The organism is Niabella aquatica, from assembly GCF_054779315.1.
In genome coordinates, this window is record NZ_BAAGYM010000001.1 from 266,958 (window position 1) to 282,199 (window position 15,242).

12 protein-coding genes are annotated in these 15,242 nt (G+C 41.9%); 5 read left to right on the plus strand and 7 right to left on the minus strand.

Annotation, left to right across the window (positions count from 1 at the left end):
- Positions 1–8 precede the first annotated feature (8 nt).
- On the plus strand, positions 9–1,343 hold the full coding sequence (locus ACYVBM_RS01015; protein ID WP_460683744.1) for a Gfo/Idh/MocA family protein: 1,335 nt from the start codon (positions 9–11) through the stop codon (positions 1,341–1,343).
- A gap of 75 nt (positions 1,344–1,418) precedes the next feature.
- On the opposite strand, the gene ACYVBM_RS01020 is transcribed toward ACYVBM_RS01015, so the two are convergent.
- From ACYVBM_RS01020 to mfd, 5 genes are all read right to left on the minus strand, one after another.
- Complete coding sequence (locus tag ACYVBM_RS01020; protein WP_460683745.1) at positions 1,419–1,826, minus strand: cupin domain-containing protein; 408 nt, start codon at positions 1,824–1,826, stop codon at positions 1,419–1,421.
- A gap of 177 nt (positions 1,827–2,003) precedes the next feature.
- Positions 2,004–2,360, minus strand: coding sequence for a DUF2200 domain-containing protein (locus tag ACYVBM_RS01025; RefSeq protein ID WP_460683746.1), 357 nt, complete (start codon positions 2,358–2,360; stop codon positions 2,004–2,006).
- A gap of 63 nt (positions 2,361–2,423) precedes the next feature.
- Positions 2,424–3,023, minus strand: a complete 600-nt coding sequence (locus ACYVBM_RS01030) for a HEAT repeat domain-containing protein (RefSeq protein WP_460683747.1) — start codon at positions 3,021–3,023, stop codon at positions 2,424–2,426.
- A 268-nt stretch (positions 3,024–3,291) separates the two neighbouring features.
- A complete protein-coding gene (locus ACYVBM_RS01035; protein ID WP_460683748.1) occupies positions 3,292–4,605 on the minus strand; it encodes an alpha/beta fold hydrolase in 1,314 nt (437 codons plus the stop codon).
- A 427-nt stretch (positions 4,606–5,032) separates the two neighbouring features.
- The gene (gene mfd, locus ACYVBM_RS01040; protein ID WP_460683749.1) at positions 5,033–8,470 is read right to left on the minus strand and encodes a transcription-repair coupling factor; all 3,438 of its coding nucleotides are present in this window, start codon (positions 8,468–8,470) and stop codon (positions 5,033–5,035) included.
- 316 nt (positions 8,471–8,786) lie between these two features.
- Between mfd and ACYVBM_RS01045 the strand changes: the two genes are divergently transcribed.
- From ACYVBM_RS01045 to ACYVBM_RS01055, 3 genes are all read left to right on the plus strand, one after another.
- Positions 8,787–10,136, plus strand: coding sequence for an alpha-L-fucosidase (locus tag ACYVBM_RS01045; protein WP_460683750.1), 1,350 nt, complete (start codon positions 8,787–8,789; stop codon positions 10,134–10,136).
- A 182-nt stretch (positions 10,137–10,318) separates the two neighbouring features.
- Positions 10,319–10,690, plus strand: a complete 372-nt coding sequence (rbfA, locus tag ACYVBM_RS01050) for a 30S ribosome-binding factor RbfA (protein WP_460683751.1) — start codon at positions 10,319–10,321, stop codon at positions 10,688–10,690.
- 31 nt (positions 10,691–10,721) lie between these two features.
- Positions 10,722–11,945, plus strand: coding sequence for an FtsX-like permease family protein (locus ACYVBM_RS01055; RefSeq protein WP_460683752.1), 1,224 nt, complete (start codon positions 10,722–10,724; stop codon positions 11,943–11,945).
- A gap of 190 nt (positions 11,946–12,135) precedes the next feature.
- Here ACYVBM_RS01055 and ACYVBM_RS01060 read toward each other — a convergent pair whose 3' ends face one another.
- Positions 12,136–13,425, minus strand: a complete 1,290-nt coding sequence (locus tag ACYVBM_RS01060) for a bifunctional folylpolyglutamate synthase/dihydrofolate synthase (RefSeq protein ID WP_460683753.1) — start codon at positions 13,423–13,425, stop codon at positions 12,136–12,138.
- A 117-nt stretch (positions 13,426–13,542) separates the two neighbouring features.
- Here ACYVBM_RS01060 and ACYVBM_RS01065 point away from each other — a divergent pair, with 117 nt between their 5' ends.
- Positions 13,543–14,238, plus strand: coding sequence for a 2-C-methyl-D-erythritol 4-phosphate cytidylyltransferase (locus ACYVBM_RS01065; RefSeq protein WP_460683754.1), 696 nt, complete (start codon positions 13,543–13,545; stop codon positions 14,236–14,238).
- Between the two features lie 9 nt (positions 14,239–14,247).
- On the opposite strand, the gene ACYVBM_RS01070 is transcribed toward ACYVBM_RS01065, so the two are convergent.
- A complete protein-coding gene (locus ACYVBM_RS01070; protein ID WP_460683755.1) occupies positions 14,248–15,222 on the minus strand; it encodes a Gfo/Idh/MocA family oxidoreductase in 975 nt (324 codons plus the stop codon).
- Positions 15,223–15,242 lie beyond the last annotated feature (20 nt).

Genomic DNA, 15,242 nt, shown 5'->3' on the forward strand with positions numbered 1-15,242 from the left:
CATATAAAATGAGTTACAGTAAGTCAAGAAGAAATTTTGTGAAGCATGGCTCACTGATTGCCGGGGGGCTTATGGCCGCACCTATCCTGGGCAGGGCTAATTATTTTTCGGGTTCGGCAGGTGAGATCAAGGTGGCTGTTATAGGCTGCGGCGGACGTGGCACAGGCGCAGCGCTGCAAGCACTGAATTCGAAACAAAATGTAAAGATCGTTGCTCTTGCTGATGCTTTCAGAGACAGACTGGATGGATGCTACGCCGCTTTAACGGCTAAAGACCTGTCTGAACAAGGATATAGCAGCAATTTTCTAAACAAGGTAGATGTGCCTGAAGAAAGGAAATTTACAGGCTTTGACGCCTTTCGAAAAGCCATCCCCTGTGCAGATGTGATCATACTGGCGACCCCGCCGGGGTTCAGGCCCGCCCATTTTGAAGAATGTGTAAATCAGGGGAAGCATGTTTTCATGGAAAAACCTGTAGCTGTAGATCCTGCAGGAGTAAAAAAAGTGCTCGATGCTGCGCAGACAGCCAAACAAAAGAAGCTGAATGTGGTAGTAGGGCTGCAGAGAAGATACCAGAACTCTTACCGAGAATTGTTTAAAAGAAAAAAACTAATCGGTGACATAACTTCAGCACAGGCGTGGTGGATAGGATCAGGCGTTTGGGTTAAGGAAAGACAACCTGAGCAAACAGAAATGGAATACCAGATGCGCAACTGGTATTACTTTAACTGGCTTTGCGGCGATCATATTGTAGAGCAGCATGTACATAATATTGATGTAGTGAACTGGTTCAAAGGGGCCTACCCTGTTAAAGCTCAGGGAATGGGCGGACGGCAGGTGCGTACCGATAAAAAGTATGGTGAAATATACGATCACCATTATGTAGAGTTCCATTACCCTGATGGCAGTATTATGAATAGCCAATGCAGGCACATGAGCGGTACTATGGGGAAAGTGGATGAGCTGCTGACAGGAACAAAGGGGCGCATTTACTGCGGCGCCGGCACTATAACAGATCTTAAGGGTAATACCCTATACGGATTTGATAAAAAAGGCGAGAATAATCCTTACCAGGCAGAGCACGATGAATTGTTTGCCGCTATTGCCAAAGGTGAATATAAATTTGCTGATGCCGAATTTGGAGCCAAAAGCACCCTCACAGGAGTTATCGGACGTATGGCCACTTACAGCGGTCAGTTAATTGATTTTGACAAAGCATTAAACAGCGGCATAGACCTCATGCCTAAAGAATATAGCTTTAGCGCTGCACCGCCGGTGATGCCTGATGCTAACGGTAACTATCCGATTGCTGTTCCGGGCAAAACAAATTATAAAGTTGCTTAATAGCTTTAACAAGATATATATTAGGGGTTGACCTTTTTGGTCAGCCCCTAACTTCTCAAATTAATTTATTTAATACTATTGATTGTCTTCAAACCACTTCACAATCGATGGCATATTTCTTTCAAAACCACCTGGTATAAAAAAGTTTAACACTCCTGCTTTTTTGCTGCTTTTATTTTTAAAGTCATGAAATGTCTTCGCAGGAATTCTCAAAAATGTTCCCTTTTCAGCATCAAACCATTTCTCCCCAATCAGAAATGAAATTGTGCCTTCCAGCATATAAAATACTTCATCATTTTCTTCGTGAGCATGTACTCCCGGTCCATCAGAACCAGGTTCTAACCACCACTCTGAGACACTGTATTTGTCGTTGGTTTCGTTTTCATCCGCTTTGAAAATTGCGGTCATCGTGCCACAATTGTATGCCCGTCCTTCTCCTTGCGTCAAAATTAGCGCATCGGTATAATTGCTTTTATGTTTCATATATTGCTATTTGTTCATTAAATCTATTTATTGTTTAATGATGTGCCGCAATACTTTACCGGCTTTTAAATTTTCAATACTTTTTAAAACAAGGAATCCTTCTATCATCTTTATAAGCGTCCTGAAGAAGGCCTCGTTAACAGCTGGCAGGTTTATGGTCGTTATAGCTTGCCGGCTTTACTGTCTTAAAATTTTTTCCATAGCTTTTCCTTTTGCCAGTTCGTCAATCAGCTTATCTAAATACCGGATTTCGCGTATTAATTTATCTTCTATTTCCTCTACCCGATAACCGCATATTACACCGGTGATTTTTGATGCGTTCGGATTCATTTTTGCCTGATTGAAAAAATCTTCAAAATTGGTTTTGCTGTCAAGATGTTTTTGCAATGTTTTTTCGTTATATCCTGTCAGCCAAAAGATGATTTCGTTCACTTCAGCTTTGGTTCGTCCTTTTTTTTCTGCTTTTGTAATATAATGCGGATAAACGCCTGCGAAAGGCATTTTATAAACTCTCTCTCTATTTTTTTCGTGCATTTTATTTCTAAGTTGATTTGTAAATAAATTTGCCGATCTCCGTTTGCCAGTCATTGGCTATGTTCATTTTCCTTTTGCTAATTTATATGTAAATATTGTGTTTTTATTAGTCAAATCCCATGTTGAAATTTCGTCAAGCACTTTGTCCCTATGTTTTTTACCTATATCCCGAAGTGCATTGCCAACTGCCTTTCGCAAGTATTCACTATCGTGTGATTTATGTTCACTAATAAGTTGTATTGCAATTATCGGGTTGTCTTTAAAGTAAGGCCGGCTTGTCCAAATACGAAGCCCTTCAACAACGGCTCTTCTTACATTTGGATTTTTATATGCTAACCATTTTTTAATTGACGGCAAACTTTTTTCGTAACCGATTGTCTTGCAATAATAATCAAATGCTTTTGCCAGCATTTCCTGCACCCGCCAATCTTTATCGGCTGCAACTTTTGTTTCAAGAAGTTTGAGCGCCCTGGAATTATCGATTGAAAGTTGTCCTAAAAGATAAGTTGCCAACATTCTGACCTGATAAGTATCGTCAGATAAAAATTTTGTCGCAAGATTAAAAGGATCTTGTGTTTGGTCAGCTAAGATGATGGCACCTGCTCCAACAATATGTTGAAAGCCGTGCTCCACTTTCCTTATATCGTTAATGAGTTTCTGCATTGTTGATGATTGTCGCTATAATTGCCTGTAACGTTTCAAGGCCTGCCAGGCGAAACGGGAATTTGAAAACCGCCAGCCGGCAACGAGCACCCAATAAAATTACTGCTGTTAAAGTTAAGTGCTAAATTTGAGTATTCTTGCTTCCTGACTGTCGCCACAATGATTGTTGCATGTGAGCTCTTATCATTTCTGAGATTGTAACCATTTCATTGTTTGCTCCGGGTCCGCAATGCTCCTTGTTAGTTGTTGTTAAAATGGTTTATTCTAATCAGGGCTTCTTAGAAGGGCTGTCAAAAAAGTCAGACAATATGATATTAAATAAAGCGGACTTTTCATATGCCCCATAGTGTGTTGCCCCCGGCATAATGAACAATTGCGCATTTGGAATATTCTGAAAAATAGCAGTCGTATGCTCTAAGCGAATGGCATCTCTATCGCCTGCCATGACAAGAACAGGAGCTTTAATACTTTTCACTTCAGAAAAAGAGATATTCGGATATTTGGCCATCAATGTGTTTAACTGCCGGTCTTTTTCAGTCTTTCCTGTTAATGAAGCTGCTACAACACTTTCATATATTCCGGGAGCAAATGCGTTTGCATTTGCCTGAATATTGGCTCCCCAAATGGCTAATTTGTTCACTTTTTCGGGGTGCTTTATTGCTAATATCAACCCAATAATTCCACCGTCACTTTGCCCCCATATATAGGCAGAATCAATCTTAAGTTGCTCTAAAAATTTATTTATATCATCAGCCATTAAATCGTAAGTTAATTCTTGTCCGTCATGTCCAGATTTGCCTTGTGCCCTGTTATCAACTGCAATAACTTTGTATCTGCTTTTAAAATCCGCAATTCTCACTGCCTGTCCGGCAATAGAACCGCCATTACCATGCAACAATAATAAAGGCTTTCCCTCTCCGTATGTTTCATAATATAGCTTCACTCCATTAACCGCTGCGAAACTGCCGGCCTTTCTATTGTTTCCATAATCTGTATACCGGCAGTCCACTTTCAGGTGAAGTTTTCCAGCAAAAGAATTGTCAGGTTCAATACTGAATTTTGCGCCATCAAAATGGAATAGCTTATTATTTGAACCGGTAATCCAGTGCACCAAACTTCCTTTTTCAAAGCTCCCATTATCTATTGGAATTCGTTTCCATGTACCAGGTGATGTTTCTATTTTCAATTGAAAGTCATCAAATAAAAAAACCCCGTCGTAATTACAATAACCGCCTATTTCAATAGTTTTTGCATTACTATCAATTTTCCCATTAATGTTTGTTACGACCCAATTTGAATTATTTTTCAGGTTTTGAGTAATATCTGTGTGAAAGCCTATGCTGTTATCCTTGTTTCTTATTAAAACGATAATTGCAGATTTAGCTGTATCCGTATTTGCCTGGACTTTTGTAGCAGCTTTAAATTGAAAAGGTTTTCCTGAAAACTTTTCTACATTAATATTTTGTGTGAAATATGATCTTTCCCCGACAATTGTTGTAAAAGGCATTTGTCCGAAAATCTGACTTACAGGAAAGTGCTGAAGGATGCATATATAGCAGAGTTGAAAGATCATTGTCTTCATAAAGCATTGTTTTTTCAAATATACGAAATGCATCGTAAATTTATTTCCCAATCCGTTTTATGACCAGCGCTATTTTGGAAGGTACGTGAAGCATTTCAGCTTATAACGCCAATCCCGAACTACAAATGATAGGTAAGCCAAGCTGAAGCAGAGCTTCCGCAAAAATTGTCAACGATCAATGCTATTCTTTTTGGATTCTGGGTTATTGAATCTACTGGAAATGTAACACCCGGAACGGGGGTAAAATTCTTCATGAGTTACTGAAAAATATCAATGACATTGAACTTGCGTTGAAATAATGCACAACTCTTAAATACATATAACCTTATACATATGTGCAAAAACTAAAATAAATCAGCAAATGCTTATAATCAATTATAGTATTAAAACTGGTTTCGAAGGTTTCTAACAATAAATTATCACAAACCTATACCGCCAGGCAAAAAGCATGCAGCTCTTTTAAAAATTCATGCAGTTCTTTCATGGATGTTATTGGTTCCGCGATCAATAAAAACAGTTTACCGGTCTGTTTCAATCTTGCTTTATTGGTTCGGGTTTGCAGGTATTCAATTATTTTCTGAAAGATATCCGATTCAAAGTACGGTGAGTCGGGCCTGTTGATAAAATGGCAGCGAAGGGTTTCATTTTTTAAGCTCATCTTTTCAAAGCCCAGTTCAATGGCCAGCTTACGGCATTTTACGGTTTCAAACAGGTCGTTCACCTGTGGCGGTACAGGGCCGAAACGATCTGTCAGCTCATTGTGCATTTCGTGCAGCTCTGCATCATTTTCGCAGTTATCTAGCCGCTGGTATAATGATAAGCGTTCGGTAATATTCTCCACATATTCATCCGGTATCAATATTTCAAGGTCCGTATCGATGGTACAGTCCTGTACAAAATCATCCTGTTTGCTGATCTCTTCTTTAAACAGGTCTTTAAACTCGGTACGCTTTAATTCCCGGATAGACTCGTCCAGGATTTTCTGATACATCTCAAAACCGATTTCTGCCATAAAGCCGCTCTGCTCCCCGCCTAATAAATTTCCGGCACCTCTTATATCCAGGTCACGCATTGCTATCTGGAACCCGCTTCCCAGCTCACTATGCTGCTCCAGCGTTTGCAGGCGCTTGCGCGAATCGCTGGGCAGGGTGCTCATCGGCGGCGCCAGCAAATAACAAAAGGCTTTTTTATTGCTACGTCCTACACGTCCACGCAGCTGGTGCAGATCGCTCAGTCCAAAATGATGCGCATTGTTAACAATGATCGTATTTACATTCGGGATATCTACCCCGCTTTCCACGATATTGGTACATACCAGCACATCATATTTACGGTCGATAAAATCCAGTATTTTTCCTTCGAGCTGGTGGCCTTCCATTTGTCCATGTGCAAACCCTATTGACAGATCAGGACAAAGCCCCTGTATCAGGGCTGCCATTTCAGCAAGCCCGGCTACACGGTTATGAATAAAGAATACCTGGCCGCCACGTTCTGTTTCAAAATAAATGGCATCGCGAATAACATCTTCGTTATATACCTGCACCTCTGTCTGTATCGGCTGGCGGTTAGGTGGTGGGGTATTGATAATGCTCAGGTCCCTTGCACCCATCAGCGAAAACTGTAAGGTGCGCGGAATAGGCGTTGCCGTAAGCGTCAGGCAATCAACAGTGGTACGGATGGTCTTTATTTTCTCTTTATGGGCCACGCCAAATTTTTGCTCTTCATCTACAATTAAAATGCCCAGGTCTTTAAACTTAACTTCTTTTCCAATAATACCATGCGTACCGATCAATATATCAATCTTTCCCGCTTTTAGTTTTTCAAGTGTTTCTTTTTTCTCTTTGGCAGATTTAAAACGGTTAATAAAATCAACAGTTACCGGGAACTCTTTTAAACGGTCACTGAAAGTTTTATAATGCTGAAAAGCCAGTATAGTAGTAGGTACCAGCACCGCAGCCTGCTTACCATCCACGCAGGTTTTAAAAGCCGCGCGAATAGCCACTTCCGTTTTGCCAAAGCCCACATCGCCACAAACCAGCCTGTCCATAGGCGATGGAGCTTCCATATCCTTTTTTACATCGGCCGTGGCCTTGCTTTGGTCTGGTGTGTCTTCGTAAATAAAAGAAGCTTCCAGCTCAGTTTGTAAATAATTGTCCGGTGTATGTGCAAAACCCTGCTGAGCCTTACGTTTGGCATATAGCTTAATCAGGTCAAAAGCAATTTCCTTAACCCTCGCTTTGGTCTTTTCCTTTAACCGGTTCCAGACATCACTGCCCAGCTTATTCACTTTAGGTACACTGCCATCCTTACCCGTGTATTTGGCAATTTTATGCAGGGAGTTGATGTTTACGTATAACACATCTTTATCTTTATAAATAAGGCGCACTGCTTCCTGCATCCTGCCGTTTACTTCCATCTTCTGCAAACCGCTGTACACACCTACTCCATGATCTATATGGGTTACATAATCTCCCGGCTGCAGCTCCCGAAGTGTACGAAGCGTAATGGCCTTATTCTTATTATATGCCTGCTTAACCCTGTATTTATGATATCGCTGAAAGATTTCATGATCTGTATAGCAAACCACTTTCAGGTCATCATCTATAAAGCCGGAATATATCGATAGCGGCACCGGGTTGAAAACCAGTTCTGCCTTTAAATCATCAAAAATGGTTTGCAGCCTTTGCAACTGCTTGGGGTTTTCCGAAAAAATATAGATGCTGTAATTTTTCTTTTCCTTTTCTTTCAGGTCTTTGATCAGCAGTTCGAACTGACGGTTAAATGCCGGCTGAGGCCTGGTATTAAATTCAAATACCTCTTTAGCTCCAAAACTGTTGCCGCCAAAATGAAATACAGCCCTGTTTTGCATCGACTCTAAAAAACTATCAGCCGATATAAAGTCATCCACTGACAGATCTTTCCTAAGTAATTTATCGGCATCATCGCTGCCGGGTGAAGGCTGAGCCATGCTGCTGAACTCTAAAAAGTATCGAAGCTCTTCTTCATTATCCTTCAGTCTTTCCACGCACAGCTCCTGGTCCTGCAGCCAGATGGCGGTATTGGAAGGCAAAAAATCAAAAAGCGATACCCGCTGCTCTGAAGTGAATTGCGTATCAACATTGGGTATGATCGAAACGGAAAGGAGCCTGCGTTCACTTAGCTGTGTTTCGGGATCAATAATACGGATAGAATCTACCTCATTTCCAAACAACTCAAACCGGTAAGGCTTTTCATTGCCAAAAGAATAGATATCAAAAATGCCTCCACGAAGCGCATACTGCCCCGGCTCGTACACAAAATCGCTTCTTTTAAAACCAAACTCATCCAGCTTTAGCAACAACCGGCCAATATCGATAGTATCAGCCGTTTTTATATGAATAATATTTTCGGAAAGTGTTTCAGAAATAACCACCTTCTCAAACAACGCTTCAGGATAAGTAACGAGTATTTTTCGTCTTATACCCTGCGCCTCTCCTAAAGCAGCGGGAAGCTGGGTTGCTAACTTTGTCAACGCTTCTGTTCTTAACATTACATGCGAGGCATTAAGAAGCCGGTAATTTTTCCGGGTCTTAAAAGAAGACGGATAGTAGAAAATGTCCAGCGCGCCTGTAATGTTTTCGAGCGTATTATGAAAATAGGCCGCATCTTCAGCCTCATTTAAAACGATAATATGGTTAAACGCTGAAAAGTGGGCTGCGCTCGCAGCAAATACAAATGGCGCGGCGCTGCCAAAAAGCCCTGTAAGAGCCACTTCCTCTCCCTTCTGAGGAGCGGAGGTAAGGGGGCCAGATAAAGAGAGCCTGTTCGCTATCTGTAAACAGCGGGTATCATCAGCATAAAAATTCTTCAACACCTCCTGGCTCATCAGGAGGCAAAGTTACGGGGAAGTTGAACATTTTACAAGCCGCACCAAAGCGTTGCTTCGGTGAAAGCTAAAAACAACAGGTCAGAAAACTGCTGGTGATATCATTTCGGGAGTTCACTTTCATTAATTTCCCCTTCTACAAAATATGGTCAATGCTCATTCTCTCTGAGCTATATACCAGCGGCAGCAGTGTAAAGATGAGTAATATCCTTTTCATTTTTTAGCGTTTATGTATACAGACGCACAAAAACTGCATTTCGTAACAGAAATAAAAAAAAATCTGTACGTTTGAAAGGCACCTCCTAAAATTTATTTTATGCGGAAAATAACAGCGCTGCTTGCTTTAATGGTATACTTTCAGCAAATATACGGCCAACCCTACCAACCCACCTGGGAATCGCTCGAATCCAGGCCCATCCCCCAATGGTTTACCGATGCCAAATTCGGCATATTTATACATTGGGGGCTGTATAGTGTACCGGCATGGGCCACCAATTCTTATGCAGACGGGTTTGGCAGCAATTATTCCGAATGGTACTGGGAGCGCCTGAACAATACGAAGCTGAAGATCCATAAAGAGTTTGTTGATTTTCACAACAAAAACTATGGCCCTAATTTCCGGTACCAGGATTTTGTAACACAGTTTAAAGCAGAAATGTTTGAGCCTGATCAATGGGCAAAAATTTTTAAGGATGCCGGTGCAAAATACGTGGTACTCACCAGCAAGCACCACGACGGGTTTGCACTCTGGCCCAGCAGGGAAGCCTGGAACTGGAACGCTTATGATGCCGGTCCTCACAGGGACCTGGCGGGCGATCTCAGCTACGCAGTAAAAAAAGCAGGACTGCACATGGGCTTTTATTATTCCTTATATGAGTGGTACAACCCCCTGTTCCAACAGGATGTACATCAATATGTATCGGAGCATATGCTGCCCCAGCTAAGAGACCTGGTGGTCCGGTATCAGCCGGAAATTATTTGGCCCGATGGAGAATGGAACCATAATGATACCGTGTGGCGCAGCCGGGAGTTTTTAGCCTGGCTTTACAACGAATCTCCTGTAAAAAATACGGTGGTCACCAACGATCGCTGGGGCGGCGGCAGAGATCATGGCGGATTTACTACTACCGAATACGGGCAGGGGAACTCAAGCATGACAAGACCCTGGGAAGAATGCCGGGGTATCGGGGAGTCTTTCGGTTATAACCGCAACGAGAACCTGGAACAGTATCAAACAAGCAAAGCTTTGATTTACATGTTAATAGATATTGTGTCCAGAGGAGGAAATTTATTATTGAATATTGGGCCTACAGCCGATGGGCGCATACCTGTAATTATGCAGCAGCGCTTAAAAGATATGGGCGACTGGTTAAATACCAACGGGGAAGCCATATACAGAACTACTGCATGGGCAGAAGCGCCTCCATCGGCAGACAAGCATATTTTTTACACAAGAAAAGGTAACGACCTGTATGTATTACTGACCGACTGGCGGCAAATAACAGAAGTGCCCGCAGCCGGTAAACAGGTGGAAATGCTGGGATACAACGGGAAAATAACTTTTCGTAAAAAAGGAAATAAAACAGTGATACAGGCGCCTGCTGTTACACCGGCCAGCAACCCCGGTTCTTATGCCTGGGTATATAAGGTGTCGGGAGCGTTTTAAATTTAGAATATATTAAGTTGAAAGTTGGCAGATGACAGTATGCACGTGCCTACCATAGTTAACAGGGGTTAATAAGCAGTAAGACGATAAACTATCGTTCATTAACTATGGTCATACCGCCAATAGTATATTTTGATTAAAATATAAGTAAGTATTTTTACAGCTGAAAAAACAGAATGATTATGCAGGAAAGTAAAAGACAGAAACAGGTGGCGGGTTTATTAAACGAGGAAATAAATAAAATATTTCAGAAGCTGGGGTTAAGCATGCTCGGCGGGGGCATGGTTTCCATCTCTTCAGTAAAAGTCACCCCCGATCTGCTGGAAGCAAGATTTTATCTCAGTTTTTTCCAGGTAGCAGATAAAGATGCGGCTCTAAAAAAGGTAGCAGAAAGGCACCATGAAATAAAGAAAGAGCTGGCAGCATCCGTCAGGCATCAATTGCGGAACATCCCGATCCTTAAATTTTTTGCAGACGACACGCTCGATCATGTGTTTAAAATGGAAGCGCTCTTTAAAAAAATAGAAGAAGAACGAAAAAGCAATCATCAATAAATATTCATCACTAATTATTAATTACTAATTCTTGTACTCCCTATTTGCCTGGCGCTATTTTAAAGCAAAAAAATCTACCAATGCCATCAACATTATTTCGTGGATTTGCATTATTGCCATTATGGTGGGCACGGCTGCTTTAATTCTGGTGCTTAGCGTTTTTAACGGTTTTGAAGGATTGGTAAAATCTTTATATGCCTCCTTTTATACCGATCTGAAGATCGGTCCTGAAAGCGGAAAAACAATCACCATAAACGCAGAACAGCTTCAAAAATTAAGATCCGTAAAAGGCATCAGGAGCTTTTCGCTGGTAGTGGAGGAAAAAGCCATCCTGCAAAACGGGAATAACCAGTCTATAGTACATCTTAAGGGCGTAGATCATCACTATGAAACCACCACAACCGTTAACAGGCACATGTATTCAGGCCATTTTGATATAGGAACAGAGCAGCAGCCATTATTGGTATTAGGCGTAGGGATTGAAGGAGCGCTCGGTATAAGGGCCGGCAGCGATATAACTCCATTAATGATCTATGTTCCCCGTAAAAATGATTCGGAGGCGCTGAACGAGATGGAAGATATCAGCAGTGATACGATCCACACGGCAGGCTCCTTTATGATACAGCAGGAATTTGATAACAAATATGTAATCACCAATCTTATATTTCTACAAAGGGCCATGAGGTTAAATGCTGATGATTACAGCGGCGTGGAAATTGCAGTAAATAATCCCTCCGAAACAGATAAAATAGGACAACAGCTGGCTGATATTTTTGGAAGCGGGTATAAGATACAAAACCGGTATCAGCAAAATCAAAGCCTCTACGCCATCATGAACCTGGAGCGGTGGGTATTTTATGCGGTGCTATGTATTATACTGGTAGTAGCCGCCTTTAATATGGTAGGAGCCCTGACCATGCTGGTTTTAGAAAAACGTAAAGACATCAGCGTGCTGCATGCTTTAGGCGCTAACAATCATTTCATATTAAAAGTTTTTTTAAGTGAGGGTTTTTTGCTGGCCGTTATTGGAGGCGGGATAGGTATGCTGATTGCTTTGACACTTGTTATCCTTCAGCAGCAATACCATCTTGTTCCCTTAGAAGGAGGATCTTTTTTAATTAATTATTTCCCTGCAGAATTAAAAACAACCGACTTCATCCTGGTAGGCGCTACCGTTCTGATCGTATCTTTCCTTGCCTCCTGGTTCCCAGCGTTAAAAGCATCCAGGCAGGAGTTTTCCCTGAGAAGCGAGTAGCAAATGATTCAGTTTCCGGATTTCAAGTTTCAGGCTCTCACATGATGCTGCTGGATACTGGTTACTGGATACTGGTTACTGGATACTGGATACTGGATGCTAGTTACTGGATTGCGCTTCCGGCTTTCATATCGTACACCTTATACCGTACATTGTGCTGGATACCGTCGGAGACTTAACATTTAATATTTCATATTTTCACCTCCCCTACCAGGAACACGCTTCCGCAAACCAGTATAAGATCATCGTTATGCGCATGAGCTTTGGCTGCGGCCAGGGCCATATTTACATTTTCAAAAACAGATCCCTTTAAACCATATAAAGCTGCTTTATCTTTTAACGTTACAGCATTTAAGGCGCGTGGTATATGTGCGTTGGTAAAATAATAAGCGGCATTGTGGGGCAGCATGTTCAGCACCATATCCACATCCTTATCCATTACCATTCCCAGGATAATATGCAGCTGATGATACGTTGAAGTTTCAAGCTGATTGAGCAGCTCCTGTATGCCGCTTTCATTATGGGCCACATCCAGCACTACTTTGGGTTGATGCTGAATGATCTCCCAACGACCATGCAGCCCGGTTTGTTTCCTTACATGTTTTAACCCCTGCATTACAATCTCTTCCGGCAAATGATAACCGGCAGTTCTTAGCTGTCGGCAACTCTCCAGCACCGTAACCAGATTTTTAATCTGATACTGACCGGTAAGATCCAGGCAATACCTGTTATGATCTGTTTTCCCTTTTTCGCCTACTTCAACCCAAAGCATTTCATCTTCATACAGCCAGTTACCCACCTGGTAATGGTCCCCGGCAAAAAACAGCGCGCTGCCGGTTGCTGCTGCTTTATTTCTGAAAACGCTTTCCGTTGCGTCTTTTTTCTCCCCCACTACAACCGGCACTCCCGGCTTGATGATCCCGGCCTTTTCAGCAGCAATTTTTTCAAGGGTATCACCTAATATCTGTACATGGTCCCAGCCAATATTTGTAACTACAGATAAAACAGGTTTAATGATATTTGTGCTGTCCAAGCGACCACCCAGGCCGGTTTCTATAATCGCTATATCAGCACCTTCTGCAGCAAAATGATCAAAAGCCATAGCAACAGTAATTTCAAAGAAGCTGGGCTGTATGTTTTCTATATATGGCTTCATGCGTTCTATAAAATCAACAACACGGCTTTCAGCTATCATTTTACCATTAACCTTTATCCGTTCCCTGAAATCTTTCAGATGAGGAGAAGTATAAAGCCCGGTGTTATACCCTCCTGATTGAAATATAGCCGCCAGCATATGGCTTACAGAACCTTTGCCGTTAGTACCGGCCACATGTATAAATTTCGTTTTCCGGTGAGGATTTCCCAATATTTCACAAAGTGCGGTGATGTTGGCAAAGCCGCTCTTAACAGCATCGGCCCCCACACGGCTAAACATAGGCAGGCGGGAATACATATAGTCTAAGGTTTGCTGAAAATTCATAAGCAAATATAGTCATGTACGATAGAGGATGTACGATATCCCTGGCCGTATCTTCCGGAACTCAAAATCCTAAATCAGAAATCTCCAATCAAAAATTATTATCAATACATTTGGCGCATGAACAAAGTTGCAATTATTGTAGCCGGCGGTTCCGGCAAAAGAATGGGCACTGATTTGCCCAAACAATTCTTAATGCTCCATCATAAGCCGGTATTATACTATACTTTACATACTTTTTTATCTGCCTATGAGGATATGCAGATTGTGCTGGTACTTGCAGAAGAATATGTGGATATGGGCCGGGAAGTGATTGATGCTTATTTTGAAAAAGACAGAATCAAAATAACGCTGGGCGGCGCCACGAGGTTCGACTCGGTTAAGAACGGTTTATCACTTGTAGAAAGTGAAGCGATCGTATTTGTTCATGATGCAGTAAGATGCACGCTTACCACCCATCTTATACACCGCTGTTATGAAACCGCTTTGGAAACCGGCAGCGCCATACCGGCCATTAAATGCAGCGACAGTGTACGTATCTTTAAGGAAGACGGCAGCAATGAGGCCATTGACCGGGAAAAAGTGGTGCTGATCCAAACGCCGCAGGTTTTTCATAGTAAGATCTTATTACCGGCATTCAATATAGATTATAAAGACTGGTTTACCGATGAAGCAAGCGTTGTGGAAGCTTTTGGAATGATGGTTTCGCTGGTGGAAGGAGAAAAACAGAACATTAAAATTACCCATCCGTCAGATCTGAAAGTTGCAGAACAGCTGCTGCTACAAGATCCGGCATTTCGTAAGCCAAGCACCTGATAAAAAGCCCTACCCTGCAATACTTGCATTACCAATCTTTGCAAGTATCTGGTGTGCGACATCCATAGCTTTAAGACCGTCAATTTCTGAAACTACGGTTTGCGTATTATTATTGATCGCATCTTTAAACTCCTCCAGCTCCTGCTTTATAGCATTAACCTGGGGAACGGCAGGATTGGCAATAGCAATGGTTTTATTACCATTAGGTGTAGCCATATCAAAAGCAAATACATCTTTGTCCTGCGGTTCTTTGAGTTTGATAATTTCCGTTTTTTTATCCAGGAAATCTATTCCTATATAAGCATCCTTCTGGAAGATCCTCATTTTCCTCATCTTTTTCATAGATATACGGCTTGAAGTAAGATTAGCCACACAGCCATTGTCAAACTCAATACGCACATTGGCAATATCGGGTGTATCAGTCATCACCGCTACTCCACTTGCAGATATTTTCTTGACATCACTTTTTACCAGGCTCAGGATAATGTCAATATCATGTATCATCAGATCCAATATCACGCTTACTTCGGTACCCCGCGGATTAAACTGGGCCAGGCGATGCACCTCGATAAACATAGGTTTCAGATCGAATCCCTTTAATGCCAGGAAAGCCGGATTAAACCGTTCCACATGGCCCACCTGCAATTTGATGTTGGACTCTTTAGCCAGCTTTACAAGCTGACGCGCTTCTTCCATAGTATGGGCAAAAGGCTTTTCCACAAACACGTGCTTGCCCAGCTTGATGGCTTTTTCGCACCACTCATAATGATAATTGGTTGGAGCAACAATATCTATGGCATCGCAGCGGCTTAAAAAATCTTCTGTATCAAAAAAACGTTTGATGTGATATTTTGTAATAACCTCATCAGCAACTGCGTCATTGGGATCCACAAATCCAACAACCTCCACATCGCTAATTTCCAGCCAGTTATTAAGATGGAATTTACCTAAATGTCCAACTCCGACAATTCCTATTTTAAGCATCGCCAAAAATATTCAATTTT

What these genes read in the sequence shown, in the direction of transcription:
- ACYVBM_RS01015 (WP_460683744.1), top strand. Translation starts at nt 9, where the DNA reads ATGAGTTACAGTAAGTCAAGAAGAAATTTTGTGAAGCATGGCTCACTG.
- ACYVBM_RS01020 (WP_460683745.1), bottom strand. Translation starts at nt 1,826, where the DNA reads ATGAAACATAAAAGCAATTATACCGATGCGCTAATTTTGACGCAAGGA.
- ACYVBM_RS01025 (WP_460683746.1), bottom strand. Translation starts at nt 2,360, where the DNA reads ATGCACGAAAAAAATAGAGAGAGAGTTTATAAAATGCCTTTCGCAGGC.
- ACYVBM_RS01030 (WP_460683747.1), bottom strand. Translation starts at nt 3,023, where the DNA reads ATGCAGAAACTCATTAACGATATAAGGAAAGTGGAGCACGGCTTTCAA.
- ACYVBM_RS01035 (WP_460683748.1), bottom strand. Translation starts at nt 4,605, where the DNA reads ATGAAGACAATGATCTTTCAACTCTGCTATATATGCATCCTTCAGCAC.
- mfd (WP_460683749.1), bottom strand. Translation starts at nt 8,470, where the DNA reads ATGAGCCAGGAGGTGTTGAAGAATTTTTATGCTGATGATACCCGCTGT.
- ACYVBM_RS01045 (WP_460683750.1), top strand. Translation starts at nt 8,787, where the DNA reads ATGCGGAAAATAACAGCGCTGCTTGCTTTAATGGTATACTTTCAGCAA.
- rbfA (WP_460683751.1), top strand. Translation starts at nt 10,319, where the DNA reads ATGCAGGAAAGTAAAAGACAGAAACAGGTGGCGGGTTTATTAAACGAG.
- ACYVBM_RS01060 (WP_460683753.1), bottom strand. Translation starts at nt 13,425, where the DNA reads ATGAATTTTCAGCAAACCTTAGACTATATGTATTCCCGCCTGCCTATG.
- ACYVBM_RS01065 (WP_460683754.1), top strand. Translation starts at nt 13,543, where the DNA reads ATGAACAAAGTTGCAATTATTGTAGCCGGCGGTTCCGGCAAAAGAATG.
- ACYVBM_RS01070 (WP_460683755.1), bottom strand. Translation starts at nt 15,222, where the DNA reads ATGCTTAAAATAGGAATTGTCGGAGTTGGACATTTAGGTAAATTCCAT.